Origin of the sequence: Sphingomonas sp. MMS12-HWE2-04 (genome assembly GCF_044881185.1) — a bacterium.
Lineage (GTDB): Bacteria > Pseudomonadota > Alphaproteobacteria > Sphingomonadales > Sphingomonadaceae > Sphingomonas.
In genome coordinates this window covers 1,600,911-1,620,132 of sequence record NZ_CP173254.1, presented here as the reverse complement: position 1 = coordinate 1,620,132, position 19,222 = coordinate 1,600,911, and the positions used below count along the sequence as shown (strand labels likewise).

18 protein-coding genes and 3 tRNA genes are annotated in these 19,222 nt (G+C 65.0%); 11 read left to right on the top strand and 10 right to left on the bottom strand.

Annotation, left to right across the window (positions count from 1 at the left end; translation table 11 throughout):
* Positions 1-157: 157 nt before the first annotated feature.
* The 6 genes from AB2M62_RS07295 to AB2M62_RS07270 all read right to left on the bottom strand — a co-directional run bounded on the left by AB2M62_RS07295 (position 158) and on the right by AB2M62_RS07270 (position 4,779).
* On the bottom strand, positions 158-832 hold the full coding sequence (locus AB2M62_RS07295; protein ID WP_404338922.1) for a tyrosine-type recombinase/integrase: 675 nt from the start codon (positions 830-832) through the stop codon (positions 158-160).
* Complete coding sequence (locus tag AB2M62_RS07290; RefSeq protein WP_404338920.1) at positions 763-1,425, bottom strand: tyrosine-type recombinase/integrase; 663 nt, start codon at positions 1,423-1,425, stop codon at positions 763-765. Before AB2M62_RS07290 ends, AB2M62_RS07295 begins: the two co-directional genes overlap by 70 nt.
* A gap of 213 nt (positions 1,426-1,638) precedes the next feature.
* Positions 1,639-1,715: transfer RNA gene (locus AB2M62_RS07285), tRNA-Pro, on the bottom strand.
* A 50-nt stretch (positions 1,716-1,765) separates the two neighbouring features.
* Positions 1,766-1,841 (bottom strand) — tRNA-Ile (locus AB2M62_RS07280).
* Complete coding sequence (locus AB2M62_RS07275; protein WP_404338918.1) at positions 1,832-2,824, bottom strand: polysaccharide deacetylase family protein; 993 nt, start codon at positions 2,822-2,824, stop codon at positions 1,832-1,834. Before AB2M62_RS07275 ends, AB2M62_RS07280 begins: the two co-directional genes overlap by 10 nt.
* Before the next feature lie 77 nt (positions 2,825-2,901).
* Positions 2,902-4,779: a sensor histidine kinase gene (locus tag AB2M62_RS07270; RefSeq protein ID WP_404338916.1), complete on the bottom strand. Its 1,878-nt coding sequence runs from the start codon at positions 4,777-4,779 to the stop codon at positions 2,902-2,904.
* A gap of 188 nt (positions 4,780-4,967) precedes the next feature.
* On the opposite strand from AB2M62_RS07270, the gene AB2M62_RS07265 reads away from it, so the two are divergent.
* Positions 4,968-5,435, top strand: coding sequence for an Lrp/AsnC family transcriptional regulator (locus AB2M62_RS07265; RefSeq protein WP_404338914.1), 468 nt, complete (start codon positions 4,968-4,970; stop codon positions 5,433-5,435).
* Between the two features lie 51 nt (positions 5,436-5,486).
* Here AB2M62_RS07265 and AB2M62_RS07260 read toward each other — a convergent pair whose 3' ends face one another.
* Positions 5,487-6,743: a tetratricopeptide repeat protein gene (locus AB2M62_RS07260; protein ID WP_404338912.1), complete on the bottom strand. Its 1,257-nt coding sequence runs from the start codon at positions 6,741-6,743 to the stop codon at positions 5,487-5,489.
* 186 nt (positions 6,744-6,929) lie between these two features.
* Between AB2M62_RS07260 and AB2M62_RS07255 the strand changes: the two genes are divergently transcribed.
* From AB2M62_RS07255 to AB2M62_RS07215, 9 genes are all read left to right on the top strand, one after another.
* Positions 6,930-7,526 (top strand): hypothetical protein, encoded by a 597-nt coding sequence (locus AB2M62_RS07255; RefSeq protein WP_404338910.1) that lies wholly within the window; start codon positions 6,930-6,932, stop codon positions 7,524-7,526.
* A 299-nt stretch (positions 7,527-7,825) separates the two neighbouring features.
* Positions 7,826-10,570 (top strand): DNA gyrase subunit A, encoded by a 2,745-nt coding sequence (gyrA, locus tag AB2M62_RS07250; protein ID WP_404338908.1) that lies wholly within the window; start codon positions 7,826-7,828, stop codon positions 10,568-10,570.
* A 93-nt stretch (positions 10,571-10,663) separates the two neighbouring features.
* Positions 10,664-11,008, top strand: coding sequence for a DUF952 domain-containing protein (locus tag AB2M62_RS07245; protein ID WP_404338906.1), 345 nt, complete (start codon positions 10,664-10,666; stop codon positions 11,006-11,008).
* Positions 11,009-11,066: 58 nt separating this feature from the next.
* A complete protein-coding gene (locus AB2M62_RS07240; RefSeq protein WP_404338904.1) occupies positions 11,067-11,474 on the top strand; it encodes a hypothetical protein in 408 nt (135 codons plus the stop codon).
* 48 nt (positions 11,475-11,522) lie between these two features.
* On the top strand, positions 11,523-13,487 hold the full coding sequence (locus AB2M62_RS07235) for a TonB-dependent receptor family protein (RefSeq protein ID WP_404338902.1): 1,965 nt from the start codon (positions 11,523-11,525) through the stop codon (positions 13,485-13,487).
* Complete coding sequence (locus AB2M62_RS07230) at positions 13,487-14,800, top strand: PepSY-associated TM helix domain-containing protein (protein WP_404338900.1); 1,314 nt, start codon at positions 13,487-13,489, stop codon at positions 14,798-14,800. Before AB2M62_RS07235 ends, AB2M62_RS07230 begins: the two co-directional genes overlap by 1 nt.
* 43 nt (positions 14,801-14,843) lie before the next feature.
* A tRNA-Glu gene (locus AB2M62_RS07225) sits at positions 14,844-14,918 on the top strand.
* Between the two features lie 744 nt (positions 14,919-15,662).
* The gene (locus AB2M62_RS07220; RefSeq protein ID WP_404338898.1) at positions 15,663-16,256 is read left to right on the top strand and encodes a hypothetical protein; all 594 of its coding nucleotides are present in this window, start codon (positions 15,663-15,665) and stop codon (positions 16,254-16,256) included.
* The gene (locus AB2M62_RS07215; protein ID WP_404339847.1) at positions 16,241-16,633 is read left to right on the top strand and encodes a GNAT family N-acetyltransferase; all 393 of its coding nucleotides are present in this window, start codon (positions 16,241-16,243) and stop codon (positions 16,631-16,633) included. The genes AB2M62_RS07220 and AB2M62_RS07215 overlap by 16 nt, the downstream gene beginning before the upstream one ends.
* An 18-nt stretch (positions 16,634-16,651) precedes the next feature.
* Here AB2M62_RS07215 and AB2M62_RS07210 read toward each other — a convergent pair whose 3' ends face one another.
* On the bottom strand, positions 16,652-16,990 hold the full coding sequence (locus AB2M62_RS07210) for a DUF4238 domain-containing protein (protein WP_404338896.1): 339 nt from the start codon (positions 16,988-16,990) through the stop codon (positions 16,652-16,654).
* Between the two features lie 32 nt (positions 16,991-17,022).
* Here AB2M62_RS07210 and AB2M62_RS07205 point away from each other — a divergent pair, with 32 nt between their 5' ends.
* Positions 17,023-17,508, top strand: coding sequence for a hypothetical protein (locus AB2M62_RS07205; protein ID WP_404338894.1), 486 nt, complete (start codon positions 17,023-17,025; stop codon positions 17,506-17,508).
* A 109-nt stretch (positions 17,509-17,617) separates the two neighbouring features.
* Here the strand turns inward: AB2M62_RS07205 and AB2M62_RS07200 are convergent, their stop codons facing one another.
* Positions 17,618-18,211, bottom strand: coding sequence for a M23 family metallopeptidase (locus AB2M62_RS07200; RefSeq protein WP_404338892.1), 594 nt, complete (start codon positions 18,209-18,211; stop codon positions 17,618-17,620).
* Between the two features lie 4 nt (positions 18,212-18,215).
* Positions 18,216-19,211 carry a L,D-transpeptidase gene (locus AB2M62_RS07195; RefSeq protein ID WP_404338890.1) on the bottom strand — a complete coding sequence of 332 codons (996 nt, stop codon included), beginning with the start codon at positions 19,209-19,211 and terminating at the stop codon, positions 18,216-18,218.
* Between the last annotated feature and the right edge of the window lie 11 nt (positions 19,212-19,222).

The window sequence follows — 19,222 nt, the reverse complement described above, 5'->3', positions numbered from 1 at the left end:
GGCTATCCGCATGCAGGGAAGGTGAAGCGGTCGTTCCGCTGCGGGGAGCGGAAATCTGCAGCTGAGTGACCGGAATGGGTCGGCTGCCGACGCGGCGTGAGTGGCGGCTACCCTTACATTCGTGCTTTAAACCGGACGATCTGCAATCGGCCCAGTTTCAGCCGCAATGGCTAAACGATTTAATCGTCGTCGCCGAGTTAATGCCTCGCTTCTCGGCAGCCTCGAGATAGTCGCCCCACCATTCCATCATCGTGCGTCGGTGGCTAAGATAGCGCGCGGAATTATACGCCGCTCGCACCCCCCTTGGCGTATGCGCCAGCTGGTTCTCAATCCAGTCAGGCTCGAACAGGCCGCTCTCGTTTAAGACGGTGCTGGCAAGGCCCCGGAACCCATGGACGGTGGCTTTGCCGCGCAGGCCGATCCGATACATGATGTCGAGCATCCGGTTTTCGCTGATCGTGCCCGTCTTCGATGTCGGCACGGGAAACAGGAAGCGCCCGAACTTCATGTTGCCCGCAGCGAGGTAGACGTTGATTCGGCGAATCTCGTCGAGCATTTTCACCGCCTGCGGAGGGAGAGGCACGAGGTGCTCGGACCGCATCTTCATCCGCTCGGGAGGGATGCGCCACATCGGTTCCTCAGTATCAAGGCCCTCGAATTCCGACCATTCAGCGAACCGGGTTTCCTGCGATCGCACCATCGTGAGGATCGTCCAGCGAAGCGCCAGATGACTCATGCGGTCGCCGCCGTCCGCATTCAGCTTCACGAAGAACTCCGGGAGATCTTTGCTCGCCACCTTGGCGCGATGCTGCTTGGGCTTCGGCTTTGCCATAGCTGGCGCCGATCGCGGCAGGGATCACTCTGGCAGCGCCCGTCTGGAATGGCGTACCGAAAGACTTCGCTGCAATGATTCTTCACGCGATGCGCCATCTCGACCGAACCGCGCTTTTCGATTGCCCGGAGCGCTTCCAGCATCTGGCGGGGCGTGATGGTGTCGATGGGCTGCCGACCGACGACAGGGAATATGTCGGCTTTCATCCGGCGCATGAGCACGCCGGCGTAGCGCGGTGACCAACTAAGAAGCCGTGTCTCGTACCACTCCATAGCCACAGCCTCGAAGCTGTCGGGCGGCGGCTCATCGGGGGACAACGCACGACGCTGTGTCCGGGGCTTCGGGCGCGCATTCGGCTCCAGGCCGAGCAGGAGTTGAGCCTTGATCGCGGCTCGCCAATCGCGGGCCTCGCGCAAGCTAACGGTCGGGTATGACCCGCCCGAAAAGAATTTCTGCTTGCCGTTCACGTTGCAACCGAGGCTCCAGAATTTGCCTCCGTTGGGTTTGACGAAAATGAACAGCCCGCCGCCATCAGAGCGCTTATAGGGCTTCGGGGCAGGCTTTAGGGCTTTGAGCGCGATATCTGTCAGCATCTCCGGTACTCCAGCGCATCCTGCACCTTGGTACCGTTCTTGGTACTTCGCTTGGTACAGCGTGATCGATACCAAGAAACTGGCTAAAAGTTGCATGGGCTGCAAGTCCAGCCCCTGGGACCCAGCGAGACGCTAAGCTTCTGAATTTATTAGACATCAGCGATGCGCTTGGGACGCTTTGAGGTGCTCTGGAACGCCCTGCGAAAGCGGTAATGGTCGGGGAGACAGGATTCGAACCTGCGACATCCTGCTCCCAAAGCAGGCGCGCTACCGGACTGCGCCACTCCCCGACGATTTGTGCGCGCTTAGACGGTAGTTGCCCATCGCACAAGCGCATCGCTGGTGGGCCCGGCAGGACTCGAACCCGCAACCTAGCCGTTATGAGCGGCCAGCTCTAACCATTGAGCTACAGGCCCCCAGCGGCGCCCGCACTAGCGGAGGTGAGCGCCGGGCCGCAAGCCGCTTCGACGATCTCGGCAAGCGAGGCCGGCGCAACGCCTAATTGGCCAAGCAGCGTAAACACCGCGTCCCACCAGCGATGGAAGGCCGCCAGATCGCCGGCATCGCGCACATAAGGCGTATGGCCGGGGACGAGCGACGGCGAGTGGAAGCTGAAGTTGAGCAGCCGCAAGCCATCGCCAATCGCGATGCGGATCGCCTCGAGCGCCTCAGCGAGCGGCATGTCCTCGGGGGTAAGCGCGACGCGCGAGAGCAAGCCGGTCCGCGCGGCAATGCCGCGACCGCGCGGAATACGGCCAAGCGCGCGGTGAAGCCCCGCCCCCTTCGCGCGCAGCCTGCCGGTAAAGACCGTCGTCAGCGGCAGTTCGATCAGCGCGCGTTCGGCACCGAGGAAGAAAGGCCGGTTGGGAATTTCGGTGAAGTCGGGGCCGCCCTCGCTCGAATAATCATAGCCGGGGCGCATCGAGCTATCGATCCGATAGCCGAGTGCGGCGAGCATCGCTGGCGTGTCGAGACCGATCCCATAGCGGCCGGCGCGGTAGATCAGCGGTGGCGTGCCGAAGGCGGCGTTGATTGCCTCGGTGAGCGTGCGCAGCTTTGCCTTTTGCAACGCCCGGGGAAGGTTGCCTGCGAAGCTGTTATGGGTGCTTATCGTCTCGTCGAACGGCGGATTGACCCACGGATGGAGCTGCGTTCCCACCGCCGAGCGCCCATCTTCGAGCAGGCTCCGCAGGATACCGACCGAACGCGGGCATGCGACGATGGGGTGATCGACGAGCCAGGTCAGCGGAACGCCGTGCTCAGCGAAGCGGGCATGCGCAGCGGGCATCGCAGCCATATGGCTGGTGGCGCTTGCATCGGGACTGAAGGGCGCCCCCCAATCAAACTCTTCTTCGGTATCGACAAAGACCGCGAAGCGCGCGCCGAAAGCATCGGGCATGCGCACCATCGCATCGGGCGCGGGCGGCGCGACGCGACAGCCCTGGGCTCGTCCGGCTTCCCCGGTTGCCCCCATTCTCAGCTTAGATGCGCCTGTCCCACCGGGCTGTTTACGGGCGCGGAGAGGCGCAATGTCAAGTGGTCGGGCGCGATCACCAGGCTGCCGCCCAGCTCGCGCGCGAGGTTCCGCGCCAGCCGCAGCGCGAAGCCTGTGCCAAGCAGGGTGCTGTCCTCGCGTTCGTCATCGATGCCGAGCACGGATTCGCCGGGATAGTCCGCCAGCGCCGCCGGGCGATCGATCACGATGGCGACTTGCTCCCCATCGACCGCAAGGTCGACGCCGATGCGTTCGCCTGTGCCACTCGCCGAGACTAGCGTCGCCATCAGACGCGCGAGCAGGCGCTCGACGGCCCGGCGATCCCCGGCGACCGCGAAATTATGGACTGGCAGCGCGATCATCGAACCGCGCAGCGCAGTGAGCTCGGAAAGATCGTCGACGATGCCGCTGAGCAAGGGGCGCAGCGCGACGGTTCCCGGAAGCAGCGCCAGCGCCGAACTGTCGATCCGCGCGGCCAGATCGAGGTCGTCGATCGCGCCGAGCAACTCGCGCGCCTGGGCGCGAATGGCGTTTGCGCGCTCGCGATAGGCGTCCGATACCGGGCCGAGCATCTGCGCCTCGATCATTTCGGCAAAGCCGGCGATTGCATTGGTGGGGGTACGCAGTTCGTGGACCAGCTGGCGGAGCGAATTGGCAGTACCACGCGGGCGCGGACTAGCGCCACGCGGCAGCTCGGCGCGCTCGTCCGAGCGCGGGCGCCGTGCAGATCCGCGATAGCCGGCGAAGCGACCGTTGGCCGTATCGAATACCGGAATCGCCGAAATCAGCCAGTCGCCTGCAGCATCCGAATCGCTGTCGACGACGAGGCGCGCGTTGGTAAAGCTCGCGCGGCGGCGAAATGCGCCTCCGGCAATGCCGTCGATGCGCGATCCCTCGCCCACGCCGTGCTGGTCGAGCGAGAGGCCGACCAGCGGCGCGCGGCTCACACCGTCGACCCAGCGGATCAGGCCTTTGGCGTCGGTTTCGAAGCGGAATTGCTCGGCGCGCACTGGTTCGCGCGGCACCGGCGGCGCACCTTCACGGTCGCGCCAAAAGGCATCGATCCGCGCAACGACCTCGGCAATCTCGAACGGACCGGCATCGGCGCTCGACGCAGCGTCGATCGCATTCTGCGCTGCGGCGGCTATTCCCCCCTGGTCCATGGCAGGACCGTGGAGCGGCACCGAAGCTTCCGCAATCGATTCGCGCCCGGCGGGGTCGCGCGAAACCGCCTCACCTGCGGCAGGCTGTTGCGAATACCGGCTAACCCCTTGAACTGACGCCGATGCCGCCTCTGCAGGGCGGCCGAAACGCGGTGATTCATCCACCGTTTTCTTCGGCGATGCATCAGCGAAACGGGAGCTGAGAACCTGCGTCCAGTCGATCCAGTCGGGATCGTCGAGCGGGACCGGTATCTCGCCGGGCACGTGATCGTCGGGCAGCACGAAATCGACCGAACCGTAGCTTTCGAGCGCACGCTTGACCACCGGGCCGAGATCGCGGCGGTTGCGCAGGATGGTACGGGCGCCCGGCGAGAGATCGGAAAGCAGCTCGATCCATTCCGACGCGGTGATGCGCGCGCTACGCAGCACGGGAATGGCAACCCGGAGCTCGTCCAGCGCGAAGAGGCGGACAAGCGGCGCGGGCGGATTTGCGAACTCCAGCGCGCGGGCGCTGGCAAGGCGCACCGGCAGTGGTACCTTGGGACGGATGCCGCGCAGGGTCGCCATAGTGCGCCGATCTGGCGCCACGCGGCGTCGGCCGGTCAGGTCGACGAGTTGCCGCCAGACCGATTGCACGCCATAGGGCGTGTTCAGGTCCGCTGCGAGCACCGTCTCCAGAGTATCGTCGAACCGCACCAATCGCCCACTTCCACCCGCGCGATATTGCGCTTGGTAAGGAATCCTTAACGGTGCGGGTCGGGCTCACAAATACGTCATTATGGCACGTCGCATTGTGGGACAATTGCGTTGCCTTGTAATAATATTATAGATATCGGTCTCATATGGCAACGAACCCAACGAATCAGCGGGAAGAGACTAACAGAATGCGTTTCGACGATATCGACGTGCGGATACTCGGCCTCCTTCAGGAAAACGGCCGGATGACCAATGTCGAGCTTGCCGAGCGGGTCGGATTGACTGCACCGCCCTGCCTGCGCCGCGTGCGCGCGCTCGAGCAGCAGGGAGCGATCAGCGGTTATCATGCCGCGCTCGATCCTGCGGCGCTGGGCTACAATCTCACGGTCTTCGCGATGGTCAGCCTCAAGAGCCAGGCGGAGAGCGACCTGCGCGCATTTGAGCAGCTCGTCGCGAGCATTCCAGAAGTGCGCGAATGCCATATGCTCAATGGCGAGATCGACTTCATCCTCAAGATCGTCGCGCCCGATCTGCAGAGCTTCCAGCAGATCCTGACGACGCAGCTTACCACAGCGCCCAATGTCGAGCATGTGAAGACGTCGCTGACGATCCGCACCTCGAAGGCGCTGCCCGGGGTTCCCGTTCCCGAGATGTGAAAAGGGGCGGTCGAACCGCCCCTTTCCTGACTTCAGTGCTCTTCCCGCGGCTCAGGCGAGCGGCGGGAAGTCCACCGACGCCTGCCACAGCAGCGCCAGATTGGCATAGGGCCCGGCCTTGACCGACTGGAAGGCGGTGCGGGCTTCGTCCTTGCGACCGAGGCGCTGCAGCGCGATGCCGCGGTTCATATTGACTTCGTCGGCGCTGACCCCGCCCTTGGTAAGCGCCGAGTTATAGAGTTCGACCGCACGGGCATAGTTGGCCGAAGCGAGGAAGGCATCGCCCGTGCTCGCGGCGAGCTTGCCGGTCGAGGCCTGCTTGGCCTGAGTCTCGAGTGAGCCCTCCGACTTCACCGCAGCCTGGGCCGCAGTGTAGATCTTCTGCGTGTCGGAATCGCCGGCCGGGATCTTACCCGACTTGCGGCCCTCGTCGATCACCGAAACCGCTTCCCAGGGAAGACCACCGGTCTGGGCGTAATAGGCATAATTGGCATAATCGCCGCGATCGGCGATCGAATTGGTCGACCGCATCAGGCGGAACAGGGCCAGCTTCTCGAACTTCTCGTTGCCGCCGGCAGGCGTGCCCTGGCCGAACACCTGGACCGCCCAGCGCCAGTTCTGCACCGTCGGATATTCCTGGATGAAGCGCGTCAGCCACGTCGCCGTCGCGGCGCGATCGCCGGACTGGATCACCTTCGGGATCGCGAACTTGTACCAGTCTACCGGGGGCTTGCGGCCCGCGGCCTTGCTCGCCTGGATCGCCTTGTCGACTTCAATGATGGCCTCGCCCTGCTTGCCGGTGGCAGCGTAGGCGTTGGCGAGCAGCACCGGAAGATCGGCCTGGTCCGAACCCAGTTCGCGGGCCTTGAGCAGCAGCGGGATCGCCTCGGCGGGCTTCTTGGCAGTGAGCGCGGCGTCGCCGGCCATGTAGTTATAGACAGCGCCATAGACCTTGACGCGATCGGCCGGGGTCTTTGGATTGACCGACAGGACCTGGAGCGCGCGCATCTGGCCCGCAGCGTCGTTGGTGCCGAGCGCAAGCTGGAGACGCAGCGTGCCGGCGAAATAGCGCTCGTCATCGGTCTTCGCCGCAGTCTCGGCGGCAGTGATCTGCGGGGCGGCCGTCGCATAGTCCTTTGCCTTCAGCGCAGTCTCGGCGGCGGCGGCAGGCTTGCGGAACTCTTCGCTCACCTTGAGCTCGGGGCCGGCATTCTCGGCTTTCTTCTGCGCTGCTGCAGGCATGCTGCCCAGTGCGGAAGTGCCCAGCGTAAGCACGGCGGCCATCGCGAGCTTCGAAACGAACGTCATGTACTAGTCTCCTCGTGGGACGGGGCGGACGGTGCGCGGGGCTCCTCTAGAGGGCCCGGGCGCGCCGTACAAGCCGAGCCGGTCGCGCGAGGCGATGACAAGCGCGCGATGAACGACGATTGAATGAGCCGCTGGCATTGCACGGGAATTCCGGCCATCGTCGCGCGCGAACTCAAGGGGAATCGCATGTTCGCTTTAGCCGCATTGCTGGCCCAGGCCGCACCGACGCTGCCGGTCAACCTGAAGGACGCGTCGATGCGTTGCGCGCAGGTCGTCGCGGTGGCCGAAGGTGGCGATTCGCACATGCGCCGCAGCGCGCAGGTGAGCTTCTTCATGATGACCGCGGCGAAGGCCGACCCAGCCGGCAAGAGCTTCCTCGACCGCGTCAACGATCTGGTGCCCCAGCCCGATCCCAAGATCGCGGCCGTCGCCTCAGCCCTGCTCAAGCAATGCGACCAGCGCTTTCCGCAGGCGCGGTCGATGGCGCCGGTCAAGCTGCCGAGCGATCCGTTCCAGCGCGACGTGATGTGCTTCGGCACGCTGGCACTGCTCCAGGGCGCCGCCCAGCAGTTCGAAACCGATTTCAAGGATTCGGCGCCGCTGGGCCGGGTCAAGGCCGTGTTCGAGCCGCTGGCGGCGCGGATGACCGACGATGTGCTCACCAAGCACGGGATGAACAGCGAGGCCGCGTTCACGACCTATATGGGCGATCGCCTGAAGGACTCGCTGGCGCTGGGCAATCCCGAGACCGTCGGCAAGGCCTGCGGGCTCTCCAGCCTATAGGAAGAGTCGCGCTGCGCGCTGTAGGGTTTCAGGCGCTTAGCGTCACGGAATGCATGCGAATCGTGAATGTAAATTGCGCGCGCGAGCAAGTTTGTGTCGCCCAATCAAAGCCGGCTGTAGGACGGTTCAAAGAGCGACCGCGCCACTATGGCAGAACCGCCGACTGTAGGACAGCGCGACGCCCGACGACGCCGCGCCCCTCTCGCGTACGCGTACGCGCGCACGAGCGCGCGGGGTTGGCAGGATGCCTCTGCCCGGCTAGAGCCATCGGAACGTAACAAACCCGAAAGCGTGATACTTTGACCGACGAGACCATCCTCGCCGACCCTTCCGACATTACCCCGATCTCGATCGTCGACGAGATGAAGACCTCGTACCTCGATTACGCGATGAGCGTGATCGTGGCGCGCGCCCTGCCCGACGTTCGCGACGGCCTGAAGCCCGTCCACCGCCGCATCCTCTACGCCGCGCAGGAAGGCGGCTATGTAGCCGGCCGCCCCTATCGCAAATCGGCGCGCCTCGTCGGTGACGTGATGGGTAAATACCATCCGCACGGCGACAGCTCGATCTACGATGCGATGGCACGCATGGCCCAGGATTGGGCGATGCGCGTGCCGCTGATCGACGGCCAGGGCAATTTCGGATCGATGGATCCCGATCCGCCCGCGGCGATGCGCTACACCGAAGCGCGCCTTGCCAAGGTCGCGAGCGCCCTGCTCGACGACATCGAGAAGGACACGGTCGACTTTCAGGACAATTATGACGGCTCGGAGAGCGAGCCGACGGTCCTGCCCGCGCGCTATCCCAACCTGCTCGTCAACGGCGCCGGCGGCATCGCGGTCGGCATGGCGACCAACATCCCGCCGCACAATCTCGGCGAAGTGATCGACGCCTGCCTGGCCTATATCGAGAACGGCGCGATCACGACCGAGGAACTGATCGAGATCGTCCCCGGCCCCGATTTCCCGACCGGCGGGATCATCCTTGGCCGATCGGGCTGCCGCAGCGCCTATCAGACCGGACGCGGATCGATCATGGTCCGCAGCCGCCACACCACCGAGCAGCGCGGCGAGCGCCGCTCGATCGTGCTGACCGAGATTCCGTATCAGCAGGGCAAGAACGCGCTGGTCGAGAAGATCGCCGAAGCCGCCAAGGAAAAGCGGATCGAAGGCGTCAGCGACATTCGCGACGAATCGAGCCGCGAAGGCGTGCGCATCGTCATCGACCTCAAGCGCGACGCGACCCCCGAGGTCGTGCTCAACCAGCTGTGGCGGAACACGCCGGCGCAATCGAGCTTCCCGGCGAACATGCTGGCGATCCGCGGCGGCCGCCCCGAGCTGCTCAACCTGCGCGACATCATCGAAGCCTTCGTCAAGTTCCGCGAAGAAGTCATCACGCGGCGCTCGAAGTTCGAGCTCGCCAAGGCGCGCGACCGTGCGCACATCTTGCTCGGCCTGGTGATCGCGGTCACCAACCTCGACGAAGTCGTGAAGATCATCCGCTCGTCGCCGAGCCCCGCGGTCGCCCGCGATCGCTTGCTCACCCGCGAATGGCCGATCGCAGAGATCGCGCCGTATATTCGCCTGGTCGAGGCGATCGACACCGAGGTTACCGGCGACAGCTATCGCCTGACCGACGTCCAGGTCCGCGCGATCCTCGACCTGCGCCTGCACCGCCTGACGGCGCTGGGCCGCGACGAGATCGGCGAGGAACTCGCCAAGCTGGCCGAGACGATCGCCGAACTGCTCGAGATCCTGAGCAACCGCGCCAAGCTCTACGAAGTCATCGTCGAAGAACTGACCGCGGTGCGCGACGCCTATGCGACGCCGCGCCGCACCGAGATCGCCGCCGCTGCCGACGGGATCGAGGACGAGGACCTGATCGAACGCGAGGACATGGTCGTCACGGTGACGATGGAAGGCTATATCAAGCGCACCCCGCTCGATACCTTCCGCGCCCAGGCCAAGGGCGGCAAGGGCCGCGCCGGCATGGCGACCAAGGACGAAGACGCGGTGACGCACCTCTTCGTCACCTCGACCCACACGCCGGTGCTGTTCTTCTCGACCGAGGGCAAAGTCTATCGGATGAAGGTATGGCGTCTTCCCGAGGGCGGGCCGGCGACCCGCGGAAGGCCGATGATCAACCTGCTGCCGCTGGCCAGCGGCGAGACGATCTCTACCGTGCTGCCGCTGCCCGAGGACGAGAATGAATGGGGCAACCTCCACGTCATGTTCGCCACCGCCAAGGGATCGGTGCGCCGCAACTCGATGGATGCGTTCGCCAACATCCGCACCAATGGCAAGATCGCGATGAAGTTCGAGGAAGGATCGGAGGATCGCCTGATCGGCGTTTCGCTGCTCACCGAGGACAATGACGTGCTGCTCGCGACCAAGCAGGGCCGCGCGATCCGCTTTGCCGGCACCGACGTTCGCGAGTTCCAGAGCCGCGATTCGACCGGCGTGCGCGGTGCGCGCCTGGCCGAGGGCGACGAGGTCATCTCGATGTCCGTCCTGCGCGGCTTCGAGGCGACCCCGCAGGAGCGCGAGGATTATCTCAAGGCGGCGCCCTGGAAGGACGGCGAGCGCGAAGTCACGCTCAGCCCCGAGCGCATGGCCGAGTTCGAGGCATCGGAGGAGTTCATCCTCACCGTTACTGCCAATGGCTATGGCAAACGCACCTCGGCATACGAGTATCGCCGGACCAACCGCGGCGGCCAGGGCATCACCAACATCGTCAGCTCGGACCGCAACGGCCCGGTGGTGGCGAGCTTCCCGACGCATAGCGGCGAGCAGCTGATGCTGGTCACGGACCAGGCCAAGCTGATCCGCACCACGGTGGGCTCGGTGCGCGTCACCGGGCGCAACACCCAGGGCGTCATCCTCTTCCGCGTCGCCAAGGACGAGCATGTCGTCTCGGCCGCCCGGATCGAAGAGAGCGAGGACGAGGCCGAGGCAAATCTGGCCGATGGCCCGGTGGCGGGCGAAGCCACGCCCGACGCGACGACAACCGAGGATCTCGCCGCCGGCCCCGAGGATGGGCAGTAGGGTTGAAGACCGCAGCGCACGGTTCCCCGGCAAAAGCGGGGGAACCATCGCTGCCCCACGGTGTAATCGCCTGAGCAGTTGACGGAGAGACGGATGCCCGATTCCACGGCCTATAAGGTGCTCACCGCCGAACAATTGGCCGCGCTGGAGCAAGGCAGCTTCGCCGGGGCGCCGGTGGACCTGGCCGATGGCTATATCCACCTATCGACTGCGGCGCAGCTCCAGGAGACGCTCGACAAGCATTTCGCCGGCCAGGACGGGTTGTGGCTCGCCGCGGTGGACCTCGAAGTGCTGGGCGACGCAGTGAGATGGGAGCCGTCTCGGGGCGGGCAGCTGTTCCCGCACATCTATGGCGCGCTGCCGCTCGATGCCGTGCTCGCCTATAGCGAACTCCATTACGAGGCCGATGGCAGCCTGAGGCTGCCCGTTACCGGCTGACGCCCTGGGGCAAACTGCCCACTTGCCGCAGCGGCACAACTGCGCGACGGTGCCGGCGATGAAGCCCGGCACCACCCTGGCAAGCACGAACTGGCGGCGCGCTGCGCTGCTCCTTGTCGCGTGCGCATTGCTGCTGCGGATTCCTGCGGGCTGGATGCCGGTGGCGCATGCGCAGGGTGTGACGCTCAGTTGGTGCAGCGGCGTGAGCCATAGCGTGCCGGCCGAAGCCGAGGCGTTGCTCGCCGCGGCGCTGGGCGACAAGGCGGCACCCAAACACAAGCCGGCGCCCGACCTGCCCTGCGCCTTCGCCGCCGCCGCGCAGCCGATGGCGGCGGCCGATCCGCTTCCGGCGATCCTCGCGCCCGAGATGGCCGAGCCGGCGGCGTTCGCGGCGCGTGCGCTGATCCCCGGCCGCGGGCTCGCGGCGCCCCCGCCCCGCTCCACCGGCCCGCCTCTCCTCGCCTGACCGCCGCGCGCTCCGCGCGCGCTTCGTCATGTCTCGAGGAGTTCTACAATGTCCGTCTTGCGTTGCGCCGTGCTCGGCGTGCCCCTGCTTATTGCCGCGCCTGCCTTTGCCCAGGACGCGTCCACCCCCGATATCGTCGTCACCGCCGAGCGGCTGGTCGAGGAGGCGATCCAGCGCGTCAATGAAACGCCGGGCGGCGCCAATGTCGTGCCCGCCAGCGACTATGACGGCAAGCTTGCCGTCTCGCTGCGCGATGCGCTGGCCTTCTCGCCAGGCGTTTACACCCAGCCGCGCTTCGGCCAGGAAGTGCGCATCTCGATCCGCGGATCGGGGATCAGCCGCGGCTATCATATGCGCGGGCTGACGCTGCTGCAGGACGGCGTGCCGATCAACCTGGCCGACGACAATGGCGATTTCCAGGAGCTCGACCCAAGCTTCCTCCAGCATATCGAAGTGTCTCGCGGCGCCAATGCGCTGCGCTTCGGCGCGTCGACATTGGGCGGCGCGATCAACGGCGTGACGCCTACGGGGCGGAGCGCGCGCGGAGTGACATTGCGGATCGACGGCGGCAGCTTCGATACGCTGCGCGGCTTTGCCAGCGCCGGGTTCGCCGATGCCCGCGGCGACGCCTATCTGGCGATTGCGGGTGACTTGTCCAACGGCGACCGCGACCATGCTCGGCGGCGCGCATTCCGTCTAAACGGCAATGTCGGGCTGCGGCTGACCGACAGCATCGAAACGCGCTTCTATGCGACGGCCCAGGCGATCGACCAGGAACTGCCGGGGGCGCTGACCTTTGCGCAGGCAACGCGCGATCCGACGATCGGCAGCTTCGCCGGCGACCAGCATCGCAACATCAACTCGCTGCGGCTGCAGAACCGCACCAGCTTCGCGCTGGGCAATGGCGGGCTCGATGTCGGCGCGTTCCTAAACGCCAAGAAGCTGTTCCATCCGATCTACCAGGTGGTCGACCAGAATTCGACCGACTGGGGATCGTACGCGCGGCTCGACCAGGATTTCGGGACGCTCGGCTTCACCGCGGGGGTCACCGCCCGGTTCGGAAGGGTCGCATCGAAGCGCTTCGTCAATGTGAATGGCACTCGCGGGGCCCCGACGTTCCGCGCCGATCAGACCGCGCGGACGATCGACGCCTATGCCGAGGGACGCTTCCTCCCTGCCCCTGTCCTGACGCTGATCGCCGGCGCGATCTACACCGCCGGGCTGCGGCGACAGGACCAGACGTTTCCGGCGGTGGCGAGCGGGCGGGCAAGCTTCGACCAGCTCAGCCCCAAGCTGGGTCTGCTTTACGAGCCGGTGAAGGACGTCCAGTTCTACGCCAATCTCAGCCGCAGCCACGAGCTGCCCGGCTTCATCGAGCTGGCACAGGTGGCGAGTTTCGTGCCGCTCGACGCGCAGCGCGCGTGGACCGGCGAGGTCGGCGCGCGCGGGCGGATCGGGCCGGTCCGGTTCGACGTCAACGCCTATCGCGCCGACCTTAAGGGCGAACTGCTCCAATATGCGCTGTCGAGCAGCATTCCGGCCTCGACCTTCAACGCCGGGGATACGCGGCATCAGGGCGTCGAAGCCGCGATCGACCTCGATCTCGCGCGCTGGGTGCGGCTGCGCCAGAGCTGGACATGGAGCGACTTCCGCTTCCGCGGCGACGCGCAATTCGGCAATAATCGGCTGCCGGTGATCCCGGAACATGTCTTGCGCAGCGAAGTGCGGCTGGGGAGCGATCGCTTGAACGTTTCGCCCAATCTAGAATGGGTGCCGCAGGGCGGCTGGGCCGATTATGCCAACAGCTTCCGGCCCGACGGCTATGCGATCCTCGGCGTATCGGCGCGCGCGACGATCGACGAGCGCGTCTCGCTGTTCGTCGATGCGCGCAACCTGGCCGGCAAGAAGGCGGTCGGCGACATCTCCGCGGCGATCACCTATTCGCCGGCGACCGCGCTGTTCTACCCGGTCGAACGGCGCAGCGTGTTCGCCGGCGTGCGGGCGGCGTTCTGATGGGCGCGCGCTGGTACAGTGCCGTGTGGCGCTGGCATTTCTATGCCGGGCTGTTCTGCATGCCCTTCGTGCTGTGGCTCTCGGTGACGGGGACGATCTTCCTGTGGAAGCCCCAGATCGAGGGCTGGCTCGACCGGCCCTATGATGCACTGGCGATCACGGGTCCGCGGGCGAGCGCCGAGGCGCAGGTGGCGGCGGCGCTGAAGGCAGTGCCGGGCACGCTCCACAAATACCAGCTGCCGCAAGGGCCGCACGAGGCGACGCGGGTGATCGTCGCATCGTCGGCAGGGGATGTCCGCGTCTATGTGAACCCCTATGACCTTCGCGTGCTGCACACGATCCGCGAGGATGCCCGGCCGATGAACCTCGTCCAGCGGCTCCACGGCACGCTGCTCGCCGGGGACCGGGGCAGCAACCTGGTCGAGATTGCGGCGTGCTGGACGATCACGATGCTGCTCACCGGGCTGTATCTGTGGTGGCCGCGCGGGCGGCGGGGGCTCGGCGGCGTGCTCTATCCGCGGCTGCGCAGCGGCAGACGGATCTTCTGGCGCGACATTCATGCGGTGGCGGGGATCTGGGTGGCGGTGTTCGCCTTGTTTCTCATCACCACCGGCCTGCCCTGGGCAAAATTCTGGGGGAGCTATCTCAGGGATATGCGGCAGGTCACCGGCACCGTCGACGGACCGGCGGACTGGACGATCGGCGGCAAGCCCGCGGCGATGCTCGGCGACCATGCCGAACATAGGGCGATGAGCGCGCACGCGCCTGTCGCCGGGCCGGCGCTCGATCGCGTCGTCGCCGCTATGTACGGGCTCGGCGTCGCGCCGCCGACGATGATTGCGCCGCCGGCAATGGCGGGCGCGCCATGGACGGTGACCTCGGACGCCGCCAACCGCCCCTTGCGTACCAGCATCACGATCGACGGCGCGACCGGCATGCTGCGCTCCCGCCGCGATTTCGACGCGCGGCACTGGGTTGATCGCGTGGTCGGTTATGGCATCGCGGCGCATGAAGGCGCGCTGTTCGGGCTCGCCAACCAGATCCTCGGCACGCTGACCGCGCTGCTGCTCGCAACCCTGTCGGTCTCGGGCAGCGTCCTGTGGTGGCGACGGCGCCCGCAGGGCCGATTGGGCGCTCCGCCGCGTCGCGAACGGCCGCGCGCCGGCTGGCTGTTGCTAGCCGGGCTCGGTGTGCTCGCGATAGGGATGCCGCTGTTTGGCGCGACGCTCGTGGGGATGCTCGCCGTCGATCGCTGGCTGCTGCCGCGCGCGCCGAGGCTCCGCATCTGGCTCGGCCTCGAACAACCGGCTTGACGGCTGGGCCGGGGCCTCCTAGGGAGCCGCCTCCAGCGCAAACGGCCCCTTCGTCTAGCGGTTAGGACGTCGCCCTCTCACGGCGAAAGCACGAGTTCGATTCTCGTAGGGGTCACCAGCGTTTTCAAGCACTTAGCTTGAAAAAGTGGGTTGCAAAATGCAACACGTCTAATTCTCGTCTAATAAGCGGAATCGGACGCTCTCGGATATTGTTGGGCACGGCGCAGCCGGGCGGCGTTGATCCCCCCGGCGCCCGCTTTATCAGGGGCCCGATTCGCGCTCTGTCGTCCCAAAGACCTCCTGGAACAATGCGCGCCGAGGGCTTCGCTTCCGCGCAAGAATCGGCAATATCGGAATATGCAGTGGGTTCGGTTCTCTACCCTCCGCTGTCCGTTTCCGCGTTTCCCCTCCCTTCCAAGCTCAGATTTGAGGCCGCGATGCCCGAACGGAAGCGTCTCAAATCCGTCAGCGCAGCCACGCGCCAATTCCTCGGCGCCGGCGAAGGCCAACTGGTGGATTTCAAGCGTACATCTGACGGAATCAGTGCTGAGGACTTGGTAGCGTTCGCCAATACCGCGGAAGGCGGCACCATTCTGGCTGGCGTCGGGGAACAAACCCATGCGGGCGCCCAGGTGGGCGTAATCCTTGGTTGCGATGTCAGCGATAACGCCGTTCTACACTCCTCAACAAGGCGATCAGCTGTCTGCCGCCGATCTCGATCGACATCATTATCGAGAACCTGAGCGATAAGCCGATCCTCAGGGTGACGATATCTCCGAGCGCAACTAGGCCGCATTGCACGCCGAAGGGTGTCTATTGTCGCCGGGACGGCGCTCGCAATCGCGCACTGCATCCCGGCGAGTTGCTCAGGATTTTCCTCGACACCGAAGCGCAGGTGTTCGCCGATCGATTTGAATCCGCCGCCGCTCATATCTCCGAGGAACTCGGAAACCTCGAAGAGTCTCTCGCCAACACGATAAGAAGCATGAGCGACCAACTCGGGTGGGCTGAATCAAACATCGACGACACGTCACACACCATGGACACCATCCTAGCCTATGCGAAGCACACCAACGACGAGACGAATGATGTCGCAGCCAGACTCCGCGCACTGTTTCGCCAGGATGCCCGAAAAGACCCTGTTCGCGATCGCGAGTTGGAAAAGCTCACCAAGAGGCTGGTGAAGGAAATCAGCGCGGACAAGAGCTTGGTCAAGAGTGTCCTAGGCGGCGGCGAATTGAGCTACCAGATGAGCGGGAAACCGGCGCTCGAGCTCAGCGTGGAAGACGGACAGACTGCGCTTGCCGAAGCGACCAAGATCATCCGCTACAAGGAGGATCTCAAAAACTACCATCTTTCCTGCCTCGCGCCTGGCGAATGCTCCGAGGAATCGATCGATGCCATCATAGCTGCGCTGGCGGGAAATAAAGACCCCGCACGATCCGGAAGGATCTGAAAGCAGCTTTCAGGCTTGGCTTCGCAACCTACAAGGGTGACCTGATCGCAGTCTCCGGACTCCGGAAGCCGCGCACCCCGGCGCGCGCCCGGCTTTTCGCGATGGCGGATACGACCGCTGACCCAAAGCAATACAAGGTGCAGCTCGATTGGATTTACCTGCATCCCGATCACCGCAAGAAAGGCGTCCTGACGAAGTTGCTCAAGCATCTCCTTGCCGAGGTAGGATCAAATCCGCTGTTCGCCTTGGCTCGAAGCGATGACGAATTAGCCCTCGAGGTCCTGGATCAATACAAATTCGAGCCCGCTCGCAGTAATGCCGAGATGGCACCAGATACAAGTAAGCCTATGAAGCTGTTCCTGCGCGGTGGGAGCTAGGGCTAGCTCGGCCCCGTGTTATTCTTTGAAATCTGGAGTGCGCGAATAGACATATTGCCACGCGTTGCGCAGCGCCATTCGATTGAACTCCGATACCATATTTCGATCGCATCGCATGAATTGTCGCTTGAAGCGGGCATGCTCGGGATCCTGCGACAGGAACAGACAATGCCGGCTGGAAAGCGGTAGCAACCGCGTCGGCCGGTTCTCGAAATCAACCAATGGGTTTCTCGAGGTCAGAAAGCGGGCGTCGCTTCCTTCGTCGATCACATAGACCGCGTAGTATAGGGGCACATAGTCTCTCCAGGTGGCTATCACCGTCTGGAGCATCACAAGCAACGCATGATCATCGGACACTCCCGGTCACCTGGTTCCAGGCGGTCGATCCGATGGCCGTCACCCTTTTCACGCCGTTGCTGCTGTTCTGGTCGGCAAGGCAAGCCGCCGGCGCTCGACCCTCAAGCCTGATCGATCGCATGCGCCGTGGCGCGGTGATCGCCGCGGCTGCCTATCTGTTCCTTGCCGCGATCGAGATATCGGGCTTGGGGCAGCAGCCTCCCTATAGCTGGCTCGCCGCTCTGCTGTTCCTGATCAGCCTGACCATGGGGGAACTCTATTTCATCCCGACCGCGCTTTCGATCATCGGTCAGAGCGCGCCGAGGGGGCGGGAAAACACGATCATAAGTTTCTGGTTCATCGCGGCATTTACCGGAAATCTGTGCGCCGGCTTATTCGGAAGCCTTTACTCGCTGCTGGGTGCGACGTGGTTCTTTGTTGCCGCCGCCGCGGTGGCCGGCAGTTCGGCATTGTTTCTGACTCTGTCCCGCAGCATTCTCGCGCCGTTGGAGGGCGTAGCAGCGCATCCCGACCGATAGTCGGCACATTGATCGAGGCTGGCAAGATCAGCGAGCGCCGCGAACATCGGTCATCGCTTGGGTCATGTCCTGAGTCGATCGGCGGCAGCGGCTTTACGCCGCGTCCCGGCTAGGTGCCGCCTCCCCGCGCAAGCACGGGATAGGGGTTCACATTCACCCCCTGCCACCAGCGCTCGCCAGGCTGCAGGGTCTTGATCTCGAAATGGAGGTGCGGCGCACCGTCCGCTGCGCTGCCGGTGTCGCCTACCCGCGCGATCGGCTGGCCCTGACGCACCGCTGCGCCTTCGCCCACGCCATAGCTATCGAGATGCGCATAATAATGGATCGTGCGGCCATCCTGGGTGCGGACATAGATCGTGTGCCCGCCTGCACCACTTTCGAAAATCTTCTCGACCCGGCCCGAGGCGGCAGCGAGCACCGGGGTGCCCTTGGGCGCCATTATATCGATCGCATGGTGCTCGCGCGTGCCGCCGCCGCGGCTCTGCCCCCAAGTGTCGCTCAGCTGCGCCGGCGCCACGCCCTTGACCGGTACGATCAGCGCCGCGCGATCCGCGGAAGGCGGCGGCGGCGTGACTGCCATATTGGCCGCCGCCGTCGGCTGCGTCGCTGGATTGATCGTGATCCGCACCCTCGAGAGGAAAGCGGCCGCCGCGAGAAGCAGCAAGATCGCCAACCCCCAGCCAAACCGCTTCGCGCGCGTCATCGCATCACTCCTGGAAGATCGCCTTGGTGCCCGGCTTGACCATCAGCGCCAGCCGCGCGGCGTCCCAATTGGTCAGGCGGATGCAGCCATGGCTCTGGGTGCGTCCGATATTTTGCGGCTCGGGCGTGCCGTGGATGCCGTAATGCTCCTTGGAAAGGTCGAGCCACACCACGCCGACCGGCCCGTTGGGCCCCGGCGGAAGCATCGCCTTCTCGTCGCCCTTCTTGGCATCCCAGAACAGGTCCGGGTTATAGTGGAACTTGGGATTGGTATCGACGACGTTGATCTTCCAGGTGCCGATCGGCAGCGGATCGTGTTGGCTACCCATCGTTGCGGTGAACTGGGCGAGCAGCTTGTCGTCCGCGTCGAGCACCTTGAGCACCTTTTCCGACTTATCGACCACCAGGTGATCGGCCTCGGGCTGCTTGGCGCCGACGTTCAGGTCATTGAGTGTGCGGCGCCATTCGGGCTTGAGGTCGCCAGCATAGTCGCGCGAATCGGGCACCGCGTTGGGGAAGTTGAAGATCACGCCGGGCGCGATCCCCGCGCCGCCCGGATTGAGCTCGACCAGCACCTCGGGGGTAGTGTGGAACATCTCGGCGAGCTTCTCGAGCGGCCGGGTATAGCCCAGCGAGGGCAAATTGGCCTGCTCGCCCGCGTCCTTGGGAATCGGATTGACGAACGGCCCCTGCAAACCCTCGCTCGGCACCGCGATCTTGGCGATCGGCCGCCAGCTGCGATATTCGTGCAGAGCCCATAAGGTAGGCTTGTCGAGTTCGCCGCTCTCGGTGAGCCCGCGGGTGCTCTGGAAACCCTTGAGAGCAGAGGTAAGCGACTGGCCCTCGCGTCCGTCCAGAATGCCGGGCGAAAAGCCGAGATGGTCGAGGATCACCTGGGCGTGGAGGATCGTATAGTCGATCGACGGCTTGGCCTTGGGCTCCGCCGCCGAAGCGGCGAAGGGCAGGCAAGCAAGAAACGCAGCACCCAGGATTTTCCGCACGCAATACTCCC